The organism is uncultured Rhodococcus sp. (assembly GCF_963525155.1).
Classification (GTDB): Bacteria; Actinomycetota; Actinomycetes; order Mycobacteriales; family Mycobacteriaceae; genus Rhodococcus_F; species Rhodococcus_F qingshengii.
Window position 1 is genome coordinate 22446 of the sequence record NZ_CAURKP010000028.1, and the last position, 22795, is coordinate 45240.

Genomic DNA, 22795 nt, shown 5'->3' on the forward strand with positions numbered 1-22795 from the left:
CTGTAGTGGGTGGGTCAGGCGCCGATCTTGACGGTGGCCCGCTCGAGGATCGGCGCGACGTCGACGCCCCTCGGCAGCGTTCCGAACACAATCCCCCAGCTGTTTCCGAGCCGACTCGCGCAGAACGCGTCGGCCACCGCGGGGTGCCCGTAGCGGAGCAACAGCGAGGCCTGCAGCGCGAGCGCCATGTCGCCGACGATCTTTCGTGCCCGGTATTCGATGTCGTCGAAATCGCCGAAAGCCGCCTGGAGATCCCGCACGGCCTGATCGAAGTGGCCGTCCACTCCACTGGCTCGTTTCAGCTCGTCGAAGAACACCTGCAGTGTTTCGGGTTGCTTGGCCATCGCCCGCAGTGTGTCGAGCGCCGCGACGTTGCCGGAACCCTCCCACACCGAAAGCAGCGGAGCCTCGCGATAGAGGCGCGGCATCCGGGATTCCTCCACGTATCCGTTTCCGCCCAGACACTCGAGTGCCTCGGCAGCGTGGATCGGTCCGCGCTTGCAGACGAAGTACTTACTCACGGCCAACGAAATGCGTCGTAGTGCGCTGGCGTGGGCATCGCCTGCGGTTGCGTGGTCGGTCAGAGCGGCCAGCCACATCGCGACGGTGGTCGACGCTTCCGATTCCACCGCCAGATCTGCCAGAACGTTTCGCATCAAGGGTTGGTCGATCAGGTTGGCGCCGAAAGCACTTCGATGCGTCGCGTGGTGAACTGCCTGCATGGTGCCGACGCGCATGCCGGTGGCCGTGCCGATCGTGCAGTCCAACCGGGTCATGTTGACCATCTCGATGATGGTGCGCACGCCCCGGCCTTCTTCGCCGACCATCCACGCGAGAGCGTCGCGGTACTCGACCTCACTACTCGCGTTGGAATGATTGCCCAACTTGTCCTTCAGACGCTGCAGGTACATGTTGTTGAGCGAGCCGTCCGGCAGGACCCGAGGCAGGAAGAAGCACGACAGACCACCCGGTGCCTGGGCGAGGACGAGGAACACGTCCGACATCGGCGCGGAGGTGAACCACTTGTGGCCCGTCAGCAGGTAGCTGCCGTCGGATTGTGGCACTGCCCTTGTGGTTCCGGCACGAACATCCGAACCGCCCTGTTTTTCTGTCATCGACATACCGGCGATCAATCCGGGTTTGGTGAGGGGAGCTTTCAGCGCCGAATCGTAGTGCCGCGTGGTCAGGAGGGGTTCGTACTGCGCGGCCAGATCCGCGTTGTGCCGCAGCGCGGGGATCACGGCGTACGTCATGGAGATGGGACAGCCGTGACCGGCGTCGGTTTGACCCCACACGGCCATCTTCGCGGCGCGGACGAGGTGTGCGTGTGGATTCGGGTCAACCCACGGAGCGCCGTGCAGTCCCAATTCCACTGCGGTGCTCATGAGTTGGTGATAGGCGGGGTCGTAGCGGACCTCGTCGATACGGTTGCCGTAGCGATCGTGGGTTCTCAGGACGGGTGGGTGCTCCTCGGCCAGATCGCCCCACTCCTGGGCCTGAGCACTGCCGGCGCGGATCCCGACGCGATGAACCCCCTCGAGTGCGTCCGATGCTCCTTCGCGGTGTAGTGCCTTGAGGATCGGCGCGTATTCGGCTGCGTCGTAATCGATCAGGGGCGGAACCTGATTGGTGACTTCATGCGTGGGTGTCATCGAAGCTCCCTAACGATCGAAGGGTGAAGGCGAGAATGGCGTCGATCGCAGCGGGATCGGTGGTGCCGCCGCGCAGTGGAAGGATCAGGGCCTCGCCGATTGCCCCGACGATGCACGCTGCCGTCAGAGTGGCGTCCTGTGGCGGTATCTCACCGGATTCGACTGCCGAACGAATTGCGGTGGCCAGGCAATCGCGGAACGATTCGCGAAACATGAGACGCTGTTCGTCGACGAGTGGGTCCACCGGTTCCACCAGCAGGGCATAGGCGAGAACCGGTGCGCGCATGGCACGTTCGGCGAAGGTCCGAACCGACGCCGATACCGCGGAGCGGTGGTTGCCTTCCAGACTTCGGGCATTGTCTCCGGCCTCCCGGGCCGCGGATACCTCACGGCTGCAGACTGATTGGAACACTTCGGCGAACAATTCGCCCTTGCCGTCGAAGTGTCGATACAGCGTCCCGGTGCCAACGCCGGCGTTCTTGGCCACCGCGGCGATGGAACATCCCGCATAGCCGTGAGTTGCCACTGCCGTCGTGGCGGCCTCGAGCAGTCGGGCGCGTTGGGCGTCCAATCTTTCCTGTACTGCCGGAGTGCGGCGATAGGCCATGTGAAGAAGTGAACACCCGTTCCGTTCTTGCGTCAAGAGCCCCCACCTGCAGGTTCAGGCAGCAGCGGCGCGAGCCTGTTCCTCGCGCCACCACGCGACGGTCGCTTCGGCGGCCTGATCGAGCGGCGTCGGCGAGAGTCCGAGCAGCACTTCGCTGGCGCTCGAGTCCATGACAAACGGCTTGGTGAACTGGTAGTTCATCTCCGCGAGTTCGCGGCTGTCGGTGTTGATCTTGCCGACGGCGTCGAGCACCCAGGCGGGGAGTACACCCACCTTGGCGGGGGATGCCCCGGCGGCGCGGGCGAAGGCCTCGGCGATCTTGCGCTGAGTGAGCGCGGGGCCGGTGGGTGCGTGGAGGACGGAGTTCCAAAGCTCGGGGTTGTGTGCCGCCGCGATCATCGCTGCTGCGAGATCGGGGATGTAGGTGAAGGAGTGCGGCTGATCTGCGGAACCGATGACACGAATCTTCTTACCTGCCATGACCTTCGGAACCATGCGCTCACCGGCGTGGGCGGTGCGGACGCGGGGGCCGAAGAAGTCCGAGGCCACGACGCTGACGGTGGGTGTTGCGGAGGCCTCGCGGGCACGCAGCAGCGCGGTGTGCACTCCGCGCTTGCCGCCGGTGGCGTTGCGTGGATCGGATTCGGTCATCAGGGTGTCGGAGTTGTAGGCGTAGAGGCTTTCGGGGAAGACCACGACGGCTCCGATGGATGCGGCCGCGTCGAGCACAACCTTCTCGGCCGCCGGGAGTTCCCGCTCCCAATCGGCTGCGTTGTAGGCGGCGTGGATGCAGTGGTAGATGGCCGTGGCGCCCTCGCTGACCGAGCGCAGGGCCTCGGCATCCGAGACGTCGACGCGTCGGCGGTCGATCAGCGGGTGCTCGGGCCCGCTGCCGGACCTGGTCAGGAGCCGGACGTTGATTCCCTGCTCGGCGAGCTGTAGCGCGACGGCGGATCCGACGGGTCCTGCTCCGGTGACGATTTCGAGGTTCGACATGGTGTGCTCCTTCTCGTTTCGGGTGAACTGAGAGCACTGCTCTCGTTTTCAAGAATGCACCTGCACCCGAGCGCTGTCAAGAGCAGTGCTCTCTTTTGTTGATACTGCTCTCGGGAATGGGGCAAGATGGACTCATGGTTGGAACTCCCCGTGAGCGGGCGCGCGAACAGACGCTGCAGGACATCACCCGTATCGGACGCGAGCATCTCGCTGCCGTCGGCGCTGCCGCTTTGTCCCTGCGCGCCGTCGCGCGTGACCTGGGAGTCGTGTCCTCAGCGGTATACCGCTATGTCGCCAGTCGGGACGAACTGCTGACCTTGCTGGTGGTCGACGGGTACACGGAACTGGGCGCGGAAGTGGACGCCGCCGTGAATGCCGTTGCAGCAGAGGATTTTCGCGGACAGTTCATTGCTCTCGGGCGCGCCGTTCGCAGCTGGGCGATCCGGGAGCCGGCCCGCTACGGTCTGTTGTTCGGCAGCCCCGTCCCCGGCTACGACGCTCCGGGCGAGCAGACCACCGGCCCCGGCACCCTCGTCGTAACCCGGCTGATCGGGATCATCGACGCCGCCCATCGCGCGGGTTCACTGACGGTGCGAGAGGGTCCGGGCCTGAGTGACACGTTGGCAGCGGACCTCGAGGGAGTGCGGAATGAACTGGGTACCGACCTGCCGCCGGATGCCGCGGTGCGCGCAACTCTCGTCTGGGTATCGCTGTTCGGTTCGGTGAACTTCGAGGTGTTCGGGCAGTACGGAAGCGATACGTTCACCGACGCGAGCGAGATTTTCGAGCGGCATTTGGCACTACTTGCCGATGTGGCGGGTCTGACCTGAACACGCTTGTGTCTCGTTCCTCCGCGCGCAGTTGTCGGTGAGATGATGTCCTTGTGGCGCACGCAGAAGAACCCGAGGATCGAATGGCCTGGATAGAACCGGAGGTTCGTCCGGGCAGTTTGTTGGTGTCGTCGACCGATCTCACGGAACCCGCATTTCGCCGCACCGTCATCTACATGATCGAGCACAACGACGCCGGGAGCCTGGGCGTCGTCGTCAATCGGCCGAGTGAGACGGCCGTGCAGAACGTGTTGCCGCAGTGGTCACCGCTGACCGCGCATCCTTCGGCCCTGTACATCGGTGGACCAGTCAAGCGTGACTCGGCGCTTTGCCTGGGCATCGCTCGCAACGGTGCGCGGATCGACGGCGTCGCCGGCCTGCGGCGGGTGGACGGCAAGGTAGTCATGGTGGATTTGGACTCGGACCCGGAGGTCATTGCTCCTCTGGTCGAAGGGATCCGCATTTTTGCCGGGTACTCGGGTTGGACTCTGGGCCAGCTGGATTCGGAGCTCGAGCGTGAAGACTGGATGGTGATCAGCTCGCTGCCGTCGGATGTGCTGACGCCGCCCAGAGTCGATGTCTGGGCACGGGTGCTACGACGCCAGCCGCTACCCGTGGCGATGCTGGCCAGCCACCCCATCGAGGTGGAACGAAACTGACTTGTCGGAGGTCGATGATATTCCTGTGTCATCGTTTTCGAGAGAGGTGGCAGTAATGATCGCTGAGCGTCAGATCCAGTGCGCGGATTGTGTTTCGGATGTCGATCACTGCCACGATTCCTTGCTGCGACATGCCGACGGATCGCTCGAATGCACCGGCGTGAACTGCGTCGACCTGGCATCGAGTCGCCATGCGTTGTCCATCGATTGTGCTGAACTGCAGGGCGGTTGTGGCTGCGTCGACGCGACCCGAGGCGAGTTGCTCGCTAGCTGACGCTCACCGGATCCCGATTCGCGAAGCGTTGCGCCATCGCAGCACAGACGATCAGTTGGATCTGATGGAAGATCATCAGCGGCAACACGATCAGGCCGACGGGCTGGCCCGCGAACAGTACAGCCGCCATCGGTAGGCCTGTCGCCAAGGACTTCTTCGACCCGCAGAAGATGATGACGATCTGATCGGGAAGGTCGAACCCGAGCTTGCGCCCCGCGAGAGTGGTCACGCCGAGAACCAGCGCGAGGATCAGGCAGCACACGATTGTGAGGATCACGATCTGCCAGATCGTGATGGTGCTCCAGATCCCCTCTTTCATGCTCTCGCTGAAGGCGGCGAAGACAACGAGGAGGATCGATCCGCGATCGACGTACTTGGTGGGCTCGGCATACTTCTGCAGCCATCCGATCACCAGCGGGCGGATCAGCTGGCCCACGATGAACGGGATCAGCAGCTGCACGACGATGTCGAGGATCGACGAGAAGTCGACCGTCGCCTGGCCCGTTGTATTCATCAGCAGAACCACCAGCAACGGGGTGACGAAGACGCCGATCAGGTTGGAGAACGACGCACTGACAATCGCGCCGGCGACGTTTCCCTTTGCGATCGAAGTGAACGCGATCGACGACTGAACCGTCGACGGAACGAGGCACATGTAGAGGATGCCGGTGTAGAGCTCGTCGCTGATCAGGGTCGGCGACAGGAATCGCAGTGCTAGGCCGATCAGCGGGAAGAGCACAAACGTCGCGGCAAGGACGACGGTGTGCAGTCGCCAGTGCTTGACGCCCTTCCAGGCTTCCTGCGGCGAGAGCCGTGCTCCGTAGAGCAGGAACAGGAAGCCGATGGCGATCTTGGTGGCCCAGTTCAGAATGCTCTCCGCGGTACCCGATACCGGGAACACACTTCCGAGCACGCCGGCGATGATGATGCCGAGGATGAACCCGTCGATGTAGAACCTACTGAGAAACTTCACCTGGCTAAGGATAACGGCGTGCGTCGACGGGCTCTCGAGCCCCACGAAGGTTGAAGCCCATCACGGCCAGGCACAGCAGCGTCCCGACGATCGACAGTTCGATGATGGCCGTCTGCATTCCCTGGAGGGTGATGGCGATACCCGCGATGATCGACGGGATCGCCAGTCCCGCGTAGCTGACGGTGAAGAATGCCGCCAGGACTCCGCCGTGGCTCTCGCGGGCGTGGATTCGGGCGGCGGCGTTGACGCGTTTCATGCCGCCGGCAAACGCCAGACCGTGCCCGGCGCCGACCACCACGGTGATGACGCCCAGCAGCGCAAGGCTGGGGACGAGGTCGACCACGAGTAGGCCGATCATTCCTAGAGCGAGGATTCCCAGGCCGGCGGTGACGGACGTCCGCGGGTCCATACGACTCCCGCCGAGCTGCGCGATCACCGAGCAGATCATGACCAGTGCAGCTGCTCCGCCGCCGAGTAGGAGGTTGTCGATGTTCAGCAGGCTGGTCATCCACGACGGGACCACCGACTGGAAGAGTCCGACTGCGCCCCACGACAGCGCGACGGCGAGCGAGCTGAGCCAGAACGTCTCTCTGATGGTGGCGGGAACATGCGGCATCTGGAAGAACCGCTTCGGGCGTGTGATGTCCCCGATCCGCGGCAGTAGCAGCAACACGATCAGTGCCGGGATGAACGCGACGAGGAAGATCAGATACGGCAACCGCAGCGGTTGCGGAAGGTACTGGGCGATCGCACCGGACACGAGTGGTCCGAGTGCACCGCCCAACGCGCCCGTCACCGTCGATACGAGCGCTGCCCGTCGGTGATCGAAATTCGGTTCCTGCTCCACCAACGCGGCGCTGCCCGCCGCACTGGCCGCGCCCACCGCGATTCCCTGAGCAACGCGTCCGACGAACAACCACACCGTCGCGTCGGCGAATGCCAGAACGAGTGTGCCGACGACGCTCAGCGCGAGTGCAGTCAGAAGCACGGTGCGTCGGCCGAGGGCGTCGGACAGCGGTCCGAAGAACAGCAATGCCGGAACGAGGCCGGCGACGTAGACGCCGTAGATGAGCGTCTGGATGGTGGGCGTGAATCCGAACTCGGTCCGGTACAGCCCGTAGACGGAGGTGGGCATGTTCGCGCCCAGAAGGATCACGGTGAGGACGTAGCCCACGCCGTAGAAGTGTCGATTGGTGCGGCGTGTGCGTACTTCGGTGGCGACAGCTGTGGCGGACGTGGGAAGCCCCTCCTGATGACAGTGTTCGAAAATACATGGGTCGTCCTACGTATCGTAGGTGAGTGGAATGATCGCCGCTAATGCTGTGAGGATGAGCTGATGACCGTTGTTCGCAAAGAGTCCGCGTACGAGCAATCCCTCGATTGGATGCGCGCGCAGATCTCCGACGGCGTCTGGACAGTGGGCAATCGTGTTCCGACCGAGCCGGAGCTGATGAGTGTTCTCGGCGTCGGCCGGAACACCGTGCGCGAAGCGATCAAGACATTGACCTCGACGGGAGTTCTCGAGATCCGTCGCGGATCAGGGACCTTCGTTCGGGCACGGACCGACATCGGCGGACTGCTCGGCAAACACGCGTCGGTCGACGAGATGAAATACGTCTTCGAAGTGCGTCGTGCGCTCGAGATGGAAGCGGTCCGGTTGGCGTGTGAGCGTCGCAGCGACGACGACGTTCGGATACTTCGTGAACTGGCCGCCAAGCGTGATGTCCCAGCGGAGAACTTCGTCGACGTCGATCTCGCGTTTCACATTGCCGTTGTCGATGCCGCCCACAATCCCGTGCTGAAAGATCTGTTTGCCGGAATCCTCGAAACAGTTCGAGCCACCTACGAGGTGACCGAAGGGGTGCATCCGCCGTCGCTGACGTCTTCGCATCATCAGGGAGTTGCCGAAGCCATCGCCGAACGCGATGTCACCAAAGCCAGGGCTGCGGCGTGTGGGTATCTCGAGAAGACTCAGGAAGCGATCGGTTCAGGCTCGGCGGTTAGCGAGTCCGGGCGTCGGCCAATCGATTGAGTGACCCCGCGATGTCTTCGGCTTCGGGTGTCGTGATCGTGAGTCGGTCGCCACAAGCGAACGTGATGACCACCGCTGGTCCGGTGCGGGTGACGACGCCGTAGTTGCGACGACCCTTGGTCTTGAGTCCCCAGCCGCCGAAGTCCGCGAACGGTTTGATCTCCGCGACGTCGGCTCCGACAACTTCCTCGATGCCGTAGGTCATCGCAGCCATCCCCATGTTGATCACCCGGATTTCCCGTTCGTCGACGATCACCCGGAAGCGAACCAGGCTGACGACAAGCAGGCCGAGTGCTCCGAAGATGAACAGCGGCCAGAGTGACCGCGTCGCCAACGCCATGACGACTCCGGGCGACAGAGTGATCGCAGTGAGGATCACCGACCCCTTGGTGCTGAATCCGACGTCGTCGGAGATGGGGAGAGCGCAGCGGCTTCGCGGCAACCCGGCCGAGGGTTCGATCGTGGCAAGAGTGCGGACGCGGTAGTCACGCAGGAACGAGGCGCCGATCCACCCCAGCACCCCGCCGACTGCAAAGCCGACACCGATAGACCACAGCGGGAGTGACGTCGTGGATGGATCGGTGACATCGAGTTGGGTGTAGAGCAAAGCGAAGTTCACTGTCGTGATGAGCCCGACCACGCTCAGCCCGACAACCAACATGAATCGGCGCATCATCAGCATCGCGGGAGCAAGAGCAGCAATCGCACTCAGGCCGCCACCGAAGAGCAGCGTCAGAAGTGCAATGGTCCAGGCGTTGGCCGACGGGGTGGAGAATCCGTCCGGCGAGGTGGTGGTCCAGTGAGTCGCGATCTGTTCCGGGAGGCGGGGCTCCCAAATTTTTGTCAGGACGAAGCCGAAGACCGCACACAGCAGCGGAACCACTAGCCCGAATACGACCCCGGCCGGGTCGATCACGCGATGTTTCACGTGAATCAATGAGCCGGCTGGCAAGCATCCTTGAGCGCGCAGGCACCGCAGGAAGCGGTACCGCAAGCGGCAGCGTTCGCCTTGGCCTCGGGGGTCTCCGCCACCGGCTCGGCGACAGGCTCGGAGTGTCCGCCGCAGTTGCAGTCGTTACCGCATCCGCTCTGCTGCGGGAGTGCGGCGGCAGCGCGGGCGCCGATGCCTCCACCGAAACCGGCAGTGAGGACGGCGACGACGACGGCGATGATCGCGACTGCAATGCCGAAGACTCCGCCGATGGTCAACGCAGCGACTCCGCCGATGACGAACATTCCGGCGGCCGCGAGCATGGTCGGACCGGCCACCTTGTTGGCGAGGGCGAACGACTCCTCGCTCCGCAGGGAATCCTCGGTGCGGACACCGGCCCAGCGGTTGCGCGGGAGTTTGCCGATCAGTCCGGCGACACCAACTCCACCGACGGCGACAGCGAGCACGAATAGCACCACAGCGACAACGATCACCCATACAGGATAGGCGCGAGTGGAGTTGATGGTATGCCCGGGTCGCACAGGCTCTACCCTGGTTATCGGTATTTCCGTCAGCCAAGTAGATAGCGACCACAGTGACCGAGTCTCCGCAGTCCCCCGATTCACCAGCCGACGCAACTCCGCAGCACCGCTACACCGCGGAGCTCGCCGGCCAGATCGAGCAGCACTGGCAGGACCGCTGGAGTGAGGAAGGCACGTTCAACGCGCCCAATCCGGTCGGTCCGCTCTCCTCGCCCGACGGTGTTCCCGCCGACAAGCTCTTCGTTCAGGACATGTTCCCGTACCCCTCGGGTTCGGGCCTGCACGTCGGTCACCCGCTCGGATACATCGCTACGGACGTCTTCGCGCGCTTCCATCGCATGCAGGGGCGCAATGTCCTGCACACCCTCGGCTACGACGCCTTCGGTCTCCCGGCCGAGCAGTACGCCGTGCAGACGGGTACCCACCCACGGACCACCACCGAGTCCAACATCGCCAACATGAAGCGCCAGCTGCGACGCCTGGGTCTGGGCCACGACGAGCGTCGTAGTCTCGCGACGACGGATGTCGACTTCTACCACTGGACGCAGTGGATCTTCCTGCAGATCCATGGCGCCTGGTACGACAAGGAAGCCGGCAAGGCGCGCCGTATCTCCGAGTTGGAAGCCGAGTTCGATTCCGGTGAGCGCGCTCTGGAAGACGGACGCGAGTGGGCTTCGTTGGACGTGGCCGCGAAGGCCAAGGTTCTGGACTCGTACCGCCTTGTCTACCAGTCGGATTCGATGGTCAACTGGTGCCCCGGTTTGGGTACCGTCCTGGCCAACGAGGAAGTCACCGCCGACGGTCGTAGTGACCGCGGAAACTTCCCAGTCTTCCGTAAGCACCTCCAGCAGTGGATGATGCGCATCACCGCGTACTCCGATCGCCTGGTCGACGACCTCGAGTACCTGGATTGGCCGGACAAGGTCAAGGCCATGCAGCGCAACTGGATCGGACGCTCCTACGGTGCCGAAGTTACCTTTGCTGCAGGCGAGTACGGCGTCGATGTGTTCACTACCCGTCCGGACACGCTGTTCGGCGCCACCTACGTGACGCTGGCTCCTGAGCACGACTTGGTGGACAAGCTCGTCGCGGACGAGTGGCCCGAAGGTGTCGACGCGCGCTGGACTCGCGGTGCCACGACTCCGGCGGAAGCTGTTGCTGCATACCGTAAGTCGATTGCCGCCAAGACCGACCTGGAGCGCCAGGAAAACAAGGAGAAGACGGGCGTCTTCCTCGGTTCCTACGCGGTCAATCCGGTCAACGGACACAAGGTTCCGATCTTCATCGCCGACTACGTTCTGACGGGTTACGGCACCGGTGCGATCATGGCAGTTCCGGGACACGATCACCGTGACTGGGAGTTCGCGAACGCGTTCGGTCTGGATATTCTCGAAGTTATTGCCGGTGGCAATGTTTCGGAGGCTGCGTACTCCGGTGACGGCCCGCTGGTGAACTCCGACTACCTCGACGGGCTGGACGTTGCCGAGGCCAAGGCGACCGTCATCAGTCGCCTCGAGGAGAGCGGCCAGGGCAAGGGCACCATCCAGTACAAGCTGCGCGACTGGCTTTTCGCGCGTCAGCGTTACTGGGGCGAGCCCTTCCCGATCGTCTACGACGCGGACGGCAACGCACACGCTCTGCCGGATTCGGCTCTGCCCGTGGTGCTTCCGGAGGTCGAGGACTACGCACCCGTGTCCTTCGATCCGGACGACGCCAACTCCGAGCCCTCTCCCCCGCTGAACAAGGCGACCGACTGGGTCAACGTCGAGCTCGATCTCGGTGACGGTCTGCAGACCTACCACCGCGACACCAACGTCATGCCGCAGTGGGCAGGTAGCTCGTGGTACCAGCTGCGCTACATCGACCCCACCAACCAGGACGCCTTCTGCGACCCGCAGAACGAGGCGTACTGGACGGGCCCGCGTCCGGAACTGCACGGCCCCAACGATCCCGGTGGAGTCGACCTGTACGTCGGCGGCGTCGAGCACGCAGTGCTGCACCTGCTGTACTCGCGCTTCTGGCACAAGGTTCTGTTCGACCTGGGCTACGTGTCCTCGAGCGAGCCGTACCGCCGCCTGTACAACCAGGGCTACATCCAGGCATTCGCGTACACCGATGCCCGCGGCGTCTACGTGCCGGCGGAAGAGGTCGTCGAGCGTGACGGCAAGTTCTTCTACGAAGGCGCCGAGGTCAACCGCGAGTACGGCAAGATGGGCAAGAGCCTGAAGAATGCCGTTGCGCCGGACGAGATCTGCGCCGAGTTCGGTGCAGACACTCTGCGTGTGTACGAGATGTCGATGGGTCCGCTGGACACCTCGCGTCCGTGGGCTACCAAGGACGTCGTCGGTGCTGCGCGATTCCTGCAGCGAGTGTGGCGCGTCGTCATCGACGAGGAGACCGGCAAGCCCCGTGTCACCGACGAAGCTCCTGGTGAAGAGACTTTGCGTGCGCTCAACAAGGCGATTTCCGGTGTCATCGAGGATTACACGGCGCTGCGCGACAACACGGCCGCCGCGAAGCTGATCGAGTACAACAACCACCTCACCAAGGCGTTCCCGGGCGGTGCGCCGCGTGCTGCTGTCGAGCCGCTGGTGCTGATGCTCGCTCCCCTGGCGCCGCACCTCGCGGAAGAGCTGTGGTCGCGTCTGGGTCACACGGAATCCCTTGCGCACGGACCCTTCCCGGCAGTCGAGGAGAAGTGGCTCGTCGAGGATACCGTCGAGTACCCGATCCAGGTCAACGGCAAGGTTCGTAGCCGCATCAGCGTCCCGGCGGATGCCGATCGCAAGGCTGTCGAAGAGATTGCGCTGGCCGACGAGAAGATCGTCGCTCTGCTCGAGGGCAACGCACCCCGCAAGGTGATCGTTGTGCCGGGCAAGATGGTCAACATAGTTCTGTAGGGCCTTCGGCCCCTGTGCGCCGTTTTGGTAGTTACCGCTACCGAAACGGCGCACAGTCGTTTCTGGGGGATGATTCCCGACGATGACAACCAGGGGGGAACCACAAATTCCGGCTAGTCAAGTACGGGGGGGTCGGTATTTCGAAGATGGGAATGGCTCCACGTTCAAGTCCGAACCGAAAATCGTTGCCGTTGCTCATAATCCAAGGCCAGGTTCGAGTTTGTGATGCCAATCAGTCGTTGTCCTGAATGTCCCGCTCCACGGAACATTTGGTAGCGCGTGTTCGATGTGAGGGCTGTGATGCACGTAACACGTTGCCGAGAGCGGTAGCTGTCGTTCCACTGCACTTCCCCGCAAGGCCCCCGTCGGCGGTATTCGACAGGGGGTCAATCGAATTTGTAGGTGTCCCGAAAGGATCTTCCAGCCATGGCGTCTCACGTCCACAGCTCCGGTTCGTCTCCTAGTGCGCCCGAACCGACATCGATACCGGAGCGTTGGACTCCGCGACTGGTGTTCTCTCTGGCGTCGATCGTTCTACTTCTCGAGATGCTCGCGGTGAGCTACATGATGATTTCCACTGCGCTGCCGGCCATCTCGACGCATTATCAGACGACGCAGGGAGCATGGCTGCTCACGTCGTTCTTGCTGCTGGGGGCGGTCGCGTCTCCTCTGCTCGGAAAGCTCGCCGACATGTACGGCAAGCGAAAAGTCCTGCTCTTGGCGGTCGCCGGCGCAGCGGTCGGATCCTTCATTTCGGCGGTTGCGCCGAGCTATGCCGTCCTGATTCTGGGCCGGTCATTGACGGGTCTGCTCGTTCCCTGCCTCTTCCTGAGCTACTCCCTCATTCGAGATGTCTTCCCGCCGAAAACTGTTGCGCTGGCAGTCAGTATCGCGACTTCCGGTATGGGTCTGATCGCGATTCCGGCGCCGTTCGTCTCCGGTTGGTTGATCGACAACCACGGGTTCCGGAGCATCTTCTGGTTCTTTGTCGTCGGGCTGGTTCTCCTCGGCGGCATGATCTTCGCTTCGACGGCGGAATCGACTGTCCGACTTCGCTCTTCGCTGGACCTGATCGGTGCGGTACTGCTCGGATCGGGCATCGCCGGAATTCTGATCGGCGTCAGCTTCGGACCGACCTGGGGCTGGAAGAACGGTTCGACACTGGCCTACCTGATCGGCGGCGTCGCACTGTTGGTGGCTTGGGTTGCCTCTGCCCGAGCCATCCGCGAGCCCTTGATCGACCTGCGCTACTTCGGCAAGCGTTCGGTGATGCTCACTGCCGTCGGTGCCGGGTTCTGCTACGGCGCGTCGGGAGTCTTCACGATTCTGCTGCCGATGATGGTGATGACCCCAGCAGTTCTCGGCCTGGGATACGGATTCGGCGTCACGGCAGAGGGATTCGCGATCTTCCAGGCGCCGCTTGGCGGCATGGTGGTGGTCGGTGGTTTGATCGTGGGCTTCCTCGTGGGGCGCAACATCCGGCCCCGTCTGCTGATGATCATCGGAATGATCCTCATGGCAGTCGGATTCACGTTGACGGCAACCATTCACGACAACAAGCCTCTGCTCATCATCTTTGCCGGAATCTTCGGTGTCGGTATGGGTATGGGCTACGCCTCCATCCCGAACCTGCTCATCGAGGCAGTGCCGCCGCAGTTGCAGGCAACCACGGCGAGCATGGTTGCGGTCTTCCAGAGCATCTTCCCCGCAGTGCTTCCCGTCATCGCCTTCACGGTCTTGAACTCGCACATCGCGATGGCGATGGAGGGCGCTGTCTTCTACACCGACGAGGGCATGCGTATCGCGTTCCTGATCGGTGCTGCTGCAGCAGTTCTCGGCGCGATCGCAGCCGTGTTCCTGCCGCGAAACATCGTCCAGATCGGCGCAGAAGACGGTGTGCAGCAGGAGACGTCCCTCCTCCCTGCTCACTGATCACACGATGATGTGCGGCTACTGGCCAACTTCCGTAGCCGCACATCGCCGTGGTGCACTTCGACGTCATGCAAGATGAATCTCCTGCAGCGAGATCTCACCCCGCAGCGGACGCTCTGCGACCTGTGCCAGATCAGATACGAATGTGTCCGCGATCGATCGGGTGGTGGTGAGTTGTACCGACAGAACATTGTTCGCTTGACTGCACACAGTTGCGCCGTGCCGGTACGCCACCAGCGCCACGGGATCGACGCGTTGGAAAGTCGCGGTGACGTGTAGGCCGACCTGTGGTGTCACCGGAACGAACGGGCCGTGGTCCGTCTTGATGCGAACTATCCCGATGATCTTGTTGAGACGCTTGATCAACATGGCGTCGGAGATCGTTGCCGGGCAACGGTACGCGATCGACATTCCGGTGACTCCCGGCGATGTCACGGATACCCATGTAGACAGGCTGACGACCTCGACGCCGAGCTTCCACCCCAGCGACGAAATACGTGCGAGAACCGCCGCGGTATCGTGGCATTCGACCACCATGGTGCCCACCCGACTCGTATCGGTGCCCACCCGAGCCGCTTCACCCATTTCCTCGACCTCCTCCGCCTAGAGAGGAAGTCCGGGCGCATCGACCCCGATGATTCTCGATCCCCGGAAGAAGTCGAGAAGCTCTGCGTCGCCGTGTGCGCCGATACCGCTTCCGCCCCAGAAACTCTGGGTCGAGTGGTCGTCTAGGTCCAGGAGGCTGGTGCTGTTGATCTTGTTCTCACCGCAATCGATTCGGGTCGCAAGTTCACGAGCGGCGTCGACGTCGGCGCCGAACACGTATCCGGCCAGGCCGGTATCGAGAGCGTTGGCCTCGAGCAGAGCTTCCTCGTCGGATGATGTTCGGTGCACCGTCAGGATCGGCCCGAAGGTCTCCGATTTGGTCTGCTCCGACGAGATTCCGTGCACCACTGTCGGTGGGAAGAACCATCCGGAATCGTCAGGCACGGGGGTGCTCGAGACGGCCGTGCCGCCCACGCCACGGAGGAACTCGACGGTATCCCGCATCCGTTGGAGTTGAGGCTCGTTCGCCTGCGGACCCATCGTGGTGTTGGCGTCATCGGTTCGGCCGAGTGCGATTTCGGCCGTGCGGTCGAGTATCGCGTCGACAAGCCGGTCGTGAAGGTGCGGCGGCACGAAGACGCTTCCCGGACTCTCACACCATTGCCCGTTGAGTTTGGTGAACCCGTCGACGAGTGCGGTGGCAGTCAGATCGATGTCGGCGTCGGCGCGGATGATCACGGGGTTGTTGCTGCCGAGCTCGAGTTGAAGAGCCTTGAAATCGGTAGAAGCTGCAGCGGCGATGGAACTACCGGCTGCTCGGCCGCCGGTGAACGCCAGTGCTCGGATTCGTCGATCGGAGGCCAGTAGATGCCCGACGTCCCCGCCTCCGTGAACGAGTTGAAACAGAGCTTTCGGCGCGTCGACTTCGGCGATGGCACGTGAGATCGCCTCGGCAAGCACGTTGGGACCCGACGGTGCCCAGTTGGAGGGCTTTGCGATGACCGGAGCACCTGCGGCCAAAGCGAATGCGGTCTTCTTGGCGGTGATGAAGCTCGGTGCGTTCCACGGTGCGATCACAGCGGTCGGGCCCCACGCCAGCCGATGTAAATGTGCACCTGACGGCAACTGCTCGAACCCGGAGGAGTTCTTCAGATGCGTTGCAGCACTGCGGAACAGATCGGGAAGTCCGCCGGCGAAAAGTGTGCTGATCGAAAGCGGAAGGCCGTTGTTCTTGGAGTCCTCACGAGCGATCGCCGCAGTCCGTTCTTCGACAAGTTCAGCCGTTCTCTCGAGTAGGCGCACCCGGTCGGCGACCGGTCGACGGGTCCAGACACCCGATCGGTGAAGTTCTGTCGCGGCGGTGATCGCCCTCTCCACCTGTTCGGTGGAGGACGAGAGTTGGGCTTGCAGTTTCTCTCCGGTGTCGGGATCGGTGAGAAATTCGCCGAGTTCGATAGCCGGTGTTTCGGCGTTTCCGTCGATCGTGTTGTTCTGGGGCACGAGTGAGCATGAAGTGGTCATGACTGTCCTTCGTGGCGAAATCGTTTGTAGGTCAGATGTTGTCGAGGTAGCGTTCGCGTTCCCAGTCGGTGACCGCGGACATGAAGGAATCCCATTCGTCCTTGGCGACTGCCGCATAGTGCGATACGACGTCGGCGCCGAACGCCGCGAGTGCGAACTCACTGGCCTCGAGCGCACGCGCCGCCTCGTCGAGTGTGCCGGGCAGCGGTTGTTGCTTCACCTTCTCGAGTGTGTCTGTGTCGCTGTACCCGTCGCGTCGTACCGGTGCGCCGGGATCGAGCTTTCGTGTCAGACCGTCGTTCATCGATGCCAAGACTGCGGCCAGTGCGAGATACGGATTTGCGTCCGCCCCTGGCAGTCTCATTTCGAGACGGTTGGCGGACGGTGCACCGGTGATGAGTCGGCAGGTGGTAGTCCTGTTGTCGAAACCCCAGGTCAAGCCGTTCCCCGAGAAATCGTGGCTGGCTCTGGTCCGGCGCATCGAGTTGATGGTCGGCGTGTAGAACAGCATGAGTTCCGGGCAGTGCTCGAGAACTCCGCCGACGGCGTGCAGCAGTTCGGCGCTCGCGGTGTTTTCTGCGCTTTCGTCGTGGAACGGGAAGGTGTCGTCGCTCCGCATGGACGCGTGAATATGACACGACGAGCCCATGCCGTCGGTGCTCGGACGTGCCATGAAGGTAGCAGTGAGCCCTTCTGCCGCAGCGACGTCGTGGACGACCTGCTTGAATAGCACATGGCGGTCGGCCATCTCGAGGGCGGTTCCGTATTCGAGGTTGATCTCCCACTGGCCCAGGCCGTATTCGACCTGAGAGACCTCCACGGGAATCGCGCTCTCCTCCAACGCGGTTCGTACCTTGCGGAAGAAAGGTTCCATCGCGTTGCCGGCGGTGATGGTGTAATCCGAGGGCACCAGGGTGGTGGGTTCGAGATCCCGATAGCCGCTGCGCCGCAATGCGTCGGGGGTACCTCGGTAGAGGTGGAACTCGAGTTCCGTTGCCGCGTAGACGGTGTGGCCGTCAGCTTCGAGCTTGTCGATCTGTTTGCGCAGGATCGTGCGCGGTGCGATCGGGACCATCTCGCCGGTATGTTCGTCGACCGAGTCAGCGATGACGATGGCAGTGGACTCGAGCCACGACGCGCGTCGCAGTGTTCCCAGGTCAGGTTGCAGGCGGAAGTCATGCCAGCCGGTGTGTCCGCCGGCGTAGTCGACAACGAGTTTGTCCATGCGTTGGCTGGCATCCCAGGCATACACACAGGTGCACACATGCAGACCCTCGTCGATGTTCGCGAGGAAAATTCGCGTCGGGACTCGTTTGCCGATCAACCGTCCGTAGAGGTCGATACCGGCGATGAGGACGGTGTCGATGTCGGACTCGGCGAGCTCGGCCGTGGTGAGCCGGCCTTTCATCGGGCAAGCCATCCGCCGTCGACGGGCAGCTGGACTCCACTGATGTAGGAGGCGTCGTCGGAGAGCAGGAAGGAGACTGCAGCACCCATGTCCTCGGGGCGGCCGACGCGCGGCACCAGGAGCCTGGACTTCATGAAGTCGAGAACTTCGCCGGAGGAGACGTCGATGCCAGGCAGGAAGGCGGTGGGGACCGGCCCGGGGGCGATCGCGTTGACTCGTACGTTGTACCGCGAGAGTTCGACGGCCAGAGCCTTCGTCAGCATCTTCACTCCACCCTTCGACGCGTTGTAGTGGACCTGTGCGAAGCCCTGGGAGGACACGACCACGTCCGCTTCCACCGTCGACAAGTTCACCACAGCGCCGCTGTTGCCGTCGCGGAAGTACGGGGTGGCGATCTGCGTGACGATGAACATGCCCTTGAGATTGACGTCGAGGACGAGGTCCCACTCTTCGTCGGTGAGGTTCTCGAGAGAACTCATCGTGATCAGGCCGGCGTTGTTGACGAGGTAGTCGAAGCGTCCCCATTCGGCGACGGTGGCTTCGAAAGCGGCGCTCACGGCGGCGCGGTCGCGCACATCGGCCTCAAGGGCGAGCGCGGTTGTGCCGTACTGCGATTCGATCAGTGCGACGGTCTCCTTTGCACTTTCGATGTGAAGGTCCACGACCGCGACGCGGGCACCGTCGGAGGCGAGGCGCAGCGCGATGCCGCGGCCGATTCCGGAGCCTGCACCGGTGATCAGGGCAACCTTGTTCTCATGCGTACGTGACATTGTTGTCTTCCATTCTGTGATGATCGATCTGGTGAGAAGAATTGGTCCGACGGGAGGTTGCAGCGTCGACGAGCCACGCGAAGAGCGGATCGATGTCGGCGAAGAATTCGGGGTGCCACTGCACGCCCACCACGGGGCGATCGTCGGCCTGGATGGCTTCGGCGACGCCGTCGAGCGCGCGTCCGACGATCCGGAGTCCGTTCCCTGGGGCATCCACTGCTTGGTGGTGAAGGCTGTTCACGTGAATGCTGTTGCCGTACAGACTATATGGGATGGAGCCGGATTCAAGGGCGACCTGTTGTGGTCGGTACGAACGCGGATAACCGAAGAAGCTGTGTGCCTCACCGGCGTCGGTCGGAAGGTCGGCAATCAGAGTGCCCCCGCGGGCGACGTTGACGACCTGGTGTCCTCGACATACACCCAGGATCGGCAGTCCGATTTCCCAGGCTGCATCGACCAGGGCGAACTCGAATTCGTCCCGAGCAGGGTCGATCATCGAGGAGTTTGGTCCGGGGGTGCGGCCGTATCGCCTGGGGTCCACGTCGGAACCACCGCTGAGGACGAGGGCATCGAGATGCTCGACGATTCGGCGCGGATCACTGTGGATGCTCAGCAGGATCGGTTGACCACCGGCAGCGCGGATTTTCGAGGGAAAATCGGTGAAGAACATTTCCATCAACGCGTCGCCGACGACGTTGGGTAGTGACGGCCCGCCGCGGTCGACGCGGCCGGTGACTCCGATCAGGGGCATGGCGGGGAGTGCCTCCGCCGTCATCGTGAGTTGGGTCATAGGGGCGAGCATAGAACCATTGAATGGCTTTTCGCTAGAGTTTGGCTTGTAAAGTTGGGGTAACGGGTTCGAAGTGCCGCGCGCTGCTGTATCTATTCAAGGACAGTTGCGAATGGGAGCGTTCGATTTCGTAGGTCAAGACGAAGCGTAAGTGTCGGTCCAGGCACCGAGTAGGGGGTACGAGACGTGCAGATCGACAAGCTGCCGGCCATCGAATTCATGGTCAGTGCACCGACGTTGGGGGAGGATATCGCTCGACGCTTGCGACTGCTCATTCACAGCGGCGCGCTCAGCCCCGGTGATCGCCTGCCGTCCGAGCGTGAACTGTCTCAGCAACTCGAAGTCGGTCGAGTCAGTGTGCGAGAAGCGGTCCGAATCCTTCAGGCGATGGGATACATCGAGGTGCGGCGAGGAGCCACGGGCGGATCGTTCGTTTCGGAGTTGACCAGGCCTTATGAAGACTGGGTTGGCCAGTTGAAAGCGCGAGAAGCAGACATCGACGAGATCGTCGACCTCCGTATCGGGTTGGAAATGCGCACGGCAAGCCTCGCGGCGGTCCGGCGAACCGATCGTCATCTTCTCGAGTTGCTCGAATCCATTGAGCAATTGGGGGTTTCCGGAAGTCGGGGATCGTTCCGGGCTTGTGACGCCAGGTTCCACGGCGGTATCGCCAGAGCGGCGGGAAACAGCAGGTTGGAGGCCGCTGTGGTCGAGGCTCGCGGCGAAATGTTCGTCCCCGTCGATCATCTCGTGTTCGAAGACCAGGTCGAGGCTTCGAGGGTGGAGCACAAGGAAATCTTCGAGGCGATCAAGCGGGGCGACAGCGCTCGCGCGGCGGAGGCAATGGAACGTCACATTCTGCACGCAAAAGACGAGCTCAAACGCTTGGCGCTGCAGGAAGAAGGCTGACGGGAGCGCGACGAACGGACGGTTCGTCCCGTTTTTCGCAAGTAAAAGTTTTGTGAATTGGGTCCCGAATCGACTTCAATGGTTCTAACATCGCCGGTATGACCCATACTTCCGTCAATGCTTCACATGATGCATCCGGCGATGACCGAACTCTACGAGGCTCGCTGGGTACCGGTTCGATAGTCCTCATGGTCGTTGCCGCGGCCGCTCCGCTGACTGTGATCAGTGGGCTTGTGCCGCTGGGCATTTCCGGTGGCAACGGTGCGGGCTTCCCCGTGACCTTCGCCGTGACCACCGGTGTACTTCTGCTCTTCGCCGTCGGATTCACCGCGATGTCGCGTTACATCCCGGGAACCGGCGCGTTCTATCTCTACGTCGGACATGGTCTCGGCCGTGGTGCCGGTGTCGGCAGTGCGATGTTGGCGCTTGTCAGTTACAGCACAGTGCAATTGGCGGTGTACGGCTACCTCGGCCCGGCAATGAGTTCGTTGATCACCTCCTACGGTGGTCCGGATGTGCCGTGGTGGATCTTCTCGCTCGCCTCGTTGGCTCTGGTAGCCGTTCTGGGATTTCGTCATATCGAATTGTCGGGCAAGGTGCTCGGCATCCTGTTGATCGCAGAGGTCGGGATCGTCGTCGTACTCGACGCTTTCATCATCGCCGACGGTGGTCCGGAAGGCCCGTCGACAGCAATGTTCTCTCCGTCGGAAATTTTCTCCGGATCCCCCGGTGTCGCATTGGTATTCGCGCTTGCCGGCTACATCGGGTTCGAGTCGACGGCGATCTTCCGCGATGAGGCGAAGGATCCCGCGCGGACTATCCCGCGAGCGACATACGCCGCCTTGATCCTCATCGGCGGCTTCTATGCTCTCTCCAGTTGGGCGGTCGTGACAGCCTGGGGCGACAAGGGTGCAGTGGACATTGCGGGTACTGACCCCGACGGCATGCTGATCACCACTGCCACCGACTTTGCCGGAACGGTGACAGCCCACCTGATTCAAATTCTGTTGGTGTCCAGTCTCTTTGCCGCAGTTCTGTCTCTCCACAATGTCTTGGCCAGATACATCTTCGTTCTGTCGAACACCGGCGTTCTGCCGGGCGCAGGTGGGCGGACGCACCGCGTGCATGGTTCGCCGCACATCGCGTCAGTGGTGCAATCCTGCTGTGCTCTGGTACTTCTCGGAGCTTGCATCGTCATCGGTCTGGATCCGGTGACACAGATCTTCGCGTGGTTCGCCGGCGTTGCAACGGTGGGGATCGTGGCTCTCATGTTGCTCACGTGCCTTGCGGTGCTCGTCTTCTTTCATCGTACGAAGGTCGATCAGCGATTCTGGCACACCAAACTTGCCCCGAGCTTGGGCCTTGTCGGGCTGATCGGATTCGCGATCGCCATTGCCGGAAACCTTCCGCTCCTACTGGGCGGCAACATTCTGGCCGTGGTGATGACCGGGGTGCTGGTGCTCGCGTTTGTCGGTGGATTCCTCTATGCGCGACGACGGAAGCAAGTGAGCTTCGAACTCCCGTCGTGAGAGGGCTTTCGGTGAAATGATGGGTGCACCCGCACTCGAGAAAGCAGGACTCCCATGACGTTCGCGGATCTGGACGGTGACGAACTGTGGAGTTACCTGACGGAGCGTTCAGGATTGCCCGGCCCGCGCGCGAACCTTGGGCTCATGCTCGAGTTCGCGCGCGGCGCCGATGACGACGACATCCTGCTGGCGGCGGAGTCCGAGGACGAATACATCCGCTGCTGTGGGATCGTCGGGCTCGGATTCATCCTTGTTCGTTCACGCGACAAGGCTGTTCTGAACAGTCTGACGGAGGCAACCACCAGTGCGTCGTGGCGTGCACGTGAAGCTGCCGCGATGGCCGTTCAGGCGATAGGCGACACGGATCCGCAATTATTGCGGGCGATCATCGAGCAGTGGTCACGCTCCGCTCATCCATTGACGCTGCGCGCAGCGGCTGCCGGGATCTGCGAGCCACGGTTGCTGAAGGACAAGACCAACGCTGCGCTGGCCGTTCAGGTGTGCCGAGACGCTACCGAGTGGATCGTCTCGCAACCGGCTGATTCCCGTCGTGATGCCGACACACGGACTCTCCGGCAGGCGCTCGGATACTGCTGGAGTGTCGCGGTTGCGGCGGATCCGGAGAATGCCCTGCCGGCATTCGTCTCCCTGGGGGCGTCGGACGACACCGATGTCGTCTGGATCGTGCGGGAGAACCGGAAGAAGGCTCGCCTGCGCAAGGTGCTCGAAAGCTGACCCGTGGAACAGAGTCGTAGGTTATCCTCAGAATTAGAACCTGTTCTAACTACGAGGGGTAGACCATGGCACCGTCCGCAGAGGTAATCCGCAAGACCGTCGACGCCTACATCGAGACCGTTGCGACGGGCACTGCTGCCCAGGTTGTGGCCCTGTACGCCGAGGGTGCAACGGTTGAAGACCCGGTTGGTACCGACGTGCGCACCACCCGCGAGTCCATTCTCGAGTTCTACTCCGTGATCGAGAATTTCGACCAGGA

22 protein-coding genes are annotated in these 22795 nt (G+C 62.6%); 9 read left to right on the top strand and 13 right to left on the bottom strand.

Translation table 11 applies throughout. The features are described 5' to 3' along the window. Positions 1–14: 14 nt before the first annotated feature. From RWT78_RS09095 to RWT78_RS09105, 3 genes are read right to left on the bottom strand one after another with little or no spacing between them, the layout of a single operon-like run. Positions 15–1652: an acyl-CoA dehydrogenase family protein gene (locus RWT78_RS09095; protein ID WP_314675433.1), complete on the bottom strand. Its 1638-nt coding sequence runs from the start codon at positions 1650–1652 to the stop codon at positions 15–17. Continuing rightward, entirely contained in the window at positions 1636–2259 is a 624-nt protein-coding gene (locus RWT78_RS09100; RefSeq protein WP_314675434.1) for a TetR/AcrR family transcriptional regulator, read from the bottom strand. The genes RWT78_RS09095 and RWT78_RS09100 overlap by 17 nt, the downstream gene beginning before the upstream one ends. A gap of 54 nt (positions 2260–2313) precedes the next feature. Next, positions 2314–3255, bottom strand: a complete 942-nt coding sequence (locus tag RWT78_RS09105; RefSeq protein ID WP_314675435.1) for an NAD-dependent epimerase/dehydratase family protein — start codon at positions 3253–3255, stop codon at positions 2314–2316. 134 nt (positions 3256–3389) lie between these two features. Here RWT78_RS09105 and RWT78_RS09110 point away from each other — a divergent pair, with 134 nt between their 5' ends. After that, entirely contained in the window at positions 3390–4085 is a 696-nt protein-coding gene (locus tag RWT78_RS09110; protein ID WP_003942494.1) for a TetR/AcrR family transcriptional regulator, read from the top strand. A gap of 53 nt (positions 4086–4138) precedes the next feature. Then, complete coding sequence (locus RWT78_RS09115; protein ID WP_003942572.1) at positions 4139–4744, top strand: YqgE/AlgH family protein; 606 nt, start codon at positions 4139–4141, stop codon at positions 4742–4744. Positions 4745–4772: 28 nt separating this feature from the next. Here RWT78_RS09115 and RWT78_RS09120 read toward each other — a convergent pair whose 3' ends face one another. The 3 genes from RWT78_RS09120 to RWT78_RS09130 all read right to left on the bottom strand — a co-directional run bounded on the left by RWT78_RS09120 (position 4773) and on the right by RWT78_RS09130 (position 7165). Beyond that, a complete protein-coding gene (locus tag RWT78_RS09120) occupies positions 4773–4937 on the bottom strand; it encodes a hypothetical protein (protein ID WP_181991988.1) in 165 nt (54 codons plus the stop codon). A 73-nt stretch (positions 4938–5010) separates the two neighbouring features. Next, complete coding sequence (locus RWT78_RS09125) at positions 5011–5991, bottom strand: bile acid:sodium symporter family protein (protein ID WP_003942582.1); 981 nt, start codon at positions 5989–5991, stop codon at positions 5011–5013. Positions 5992–5995: 4 nt separating this feature from the next. Continuing rightward, positions 5996–7165: an MFS transporter gene (locus RWT78_RS09130; protein ID WP_314675437.1), complete on the bottom strand. Its 1170-nt coding sequence runs from the start codon at positions 7163–7165 to the stop codon at positions 5996–5998. A 162-nt stretch (positions 7166–7327) separates the two neighbouring features. Here RWT78_RS09130 and RWT78_RS09135 point away from each other — a divergent pair, with 162 nt between their 5' ends. Then, positions 7328–8023 carry a FadR/GntR family transcriptional regulator gene (locus RWT78_RS09135; RefSeq protein ID WP_314675438.1) on the top strand — a complete coding sequence of 232 codons (696 nt, stop codon included), beginning with the start codon at positions 7328–7330 and terminating at the stop codon, positions 8021–8023. Here RWT78_RS09135 and RWT78_RS09140 read toward each other — a convergent pair. Beyond that, the gene (locus RWT78_RS09140; protein ID WP_314675439.1) at positions 7992–8951 is read right to left on the bottom strand and encodes a DUF1648 domain-containing protein; all 960 of its coding nucleotides are present in this window, start codon (positions 8949–8951) and stop codon (positions 7992–7994) included. The two genes, RWT78_RS09135 and RWT78_RS09140, sit on opposite strands and share 32 nt — an antisense overlap. A gap of 5 nt (positions 8952–8956) precedes the next feature. Beyond that, positions 8957–9448: an SdpI family protein gene (locus RWT78_RS09145; protein ID WP_314675440.1), complete on the bottom strand. Its 492-nt coding sequence runs from the start codon at positions 9446–9448 to the stop codon at positions 8957–8959. A gap of 101 nt (positions 9449–9549) precedes the next feature. Here RWT78_RS09145 and leuS point away from each other — a divergent pair, with 101 nt between their 5' ends. Together leuS and RWT78_RS09155 are read left to right on the top strand one after the other, a co-directional pair. Then, positions 9550–12396, top strand: a complete 2847-nt coding sequence (leuS, locus tag RWT78_RS09150; RefSeq protein ID WP_314675441.1) for a leucine--tRNA ligase — start codon at positions 9550–9552, stop codon at positions 12394–12396. Between the two features lie 426 nt (positions 12397–12822). Further along, positions 12823–14328 (top strand): MFS transporter, encoded by a 1506-nt coding sequence (locus RWT78_RS09155; RefSeq protein ID WP_042451764.1) that lies wholly within the window; start codon positions 12823–12825, stop codon positions 14326–14328. A gap of 66 nt (positions 14329–14394) precedes the next feature. Here the strand turns inward: RWT78_RS09155 and RWT78_RS09160 are convergent, their stop codons facing one another. The 5 genes from RWT78_RS09160 to RWT78_RS09180 are packed head-to-tail and all read right to left on the bottom strand — an operon-like array spanning position 14395 to position 19363. Then, positions 14395–14913, bottom strand: a complete 519-nt coding sequence (locus tag RWT78_RS09160; protein WP_007729094.1) for a hypothetical protein — start codon at positions 14911–14913, stop codon at positions 14395–14397. Between the two features lie 18 nt (positions 14914–14931). Then, the gene (locus RWT78_RS09165) at positions 14932–16395 is read right to left on the bottom strand and encodes an aldehyde dehydrogenase family protein (protein WP_314675442.1); all 1464 of its coding nucleotides are present in this window, start codon (positions 16393–16395) and stop codon (positions 14932–14934) included. A gap of 31 nt (positions 16396–16426) precedes the next feature. Further along, positions 16427–17803 (bottom strand): glutamine synthetase family protein, encoded by a 1377-nt coding sequence (locus tag RWT78_RS09170; RefSeq protein ID WP_099696898.1) that lies wholly within the window; start codon positions 17801–17803, stop codon positions 16427–16429. Continuing rightward, on the bottom strand, positions 17800–18573 hold the full coding sequence (locus tag RWT78_RS09175) for an SDR family NAD(P)-dependent oxidoreductase (protein ID WP_063315354.1): 774 nt from the start codon (positions 18571–18573) through the stop codon (positions 17800–17802). Before RWT78_RS09175 ends, RWT78_RS09170 begins: the two co-directional genes overlap by 4 nt. Then, entirely contained in the window at positions 18557–19363 is an 807-nt protein-coding gene (locus RWT78_RS09180) for a gamma-glutamyl-gamma-aminobutyrate hydrolase family protein (protein ID WP_314675443.1), read from the bottom strand. Before RWT78_RS09180 ends, RWT78_RS09175 begins: the two co-directional genes overlap by 17 nt. A gap of 186 nt (positions 19364–19549) precedes the next feature. Between RWT78_RS09180 and RWT78_RS09185 the strand changes: the two genes are divergently transcribed. The 4 genes from RWT78_RS09185 to RWT78_RS09200 all read left to right on the top strand — a co-directional run. Next, the gene (locus RWT78_RS09185) at positions 19550–20272 is read left to right on the top strand and encodes a FadR/GntR family transcriptional regulator (protein ID WP_021332595.1); all 723 of its coding nucleotides are present in this window, start codon (positions 19550–19552) and stop codon (positions 20270–20272) included. Between the two features lie 98 nt (positions 20273–20370). Then, positions 20371–21801, top strand: coding sequence for an APC family permease (locus RWT78_RS09190; RefSeq protein WP_314675444.1), 1431 nt, complete (start codon positions 20371–20373; stop codon positions 21799–21801). 54 nt (positions 21802–21855) lie between these two features. Further along, positions 21856–22536: a hypothetical protein gene (locus RWT78_RS09195; protein WP_042924305.1), complete on the top strand. Its 681-nt coding sequence runs from the start codon at positions 21856–21858 to the stop codon at positions 22534–22536. Between the two features lie 65 nt (positions 22537–22601). Continuing rightward, the coding region (locus RWT78_RS09200) for a nuclear transport factor 2 family protein (RefSeq protein ID WP_314675446.1) at positions 22602–22795 on the top strand (194 nt) is incomplete at its 3' end.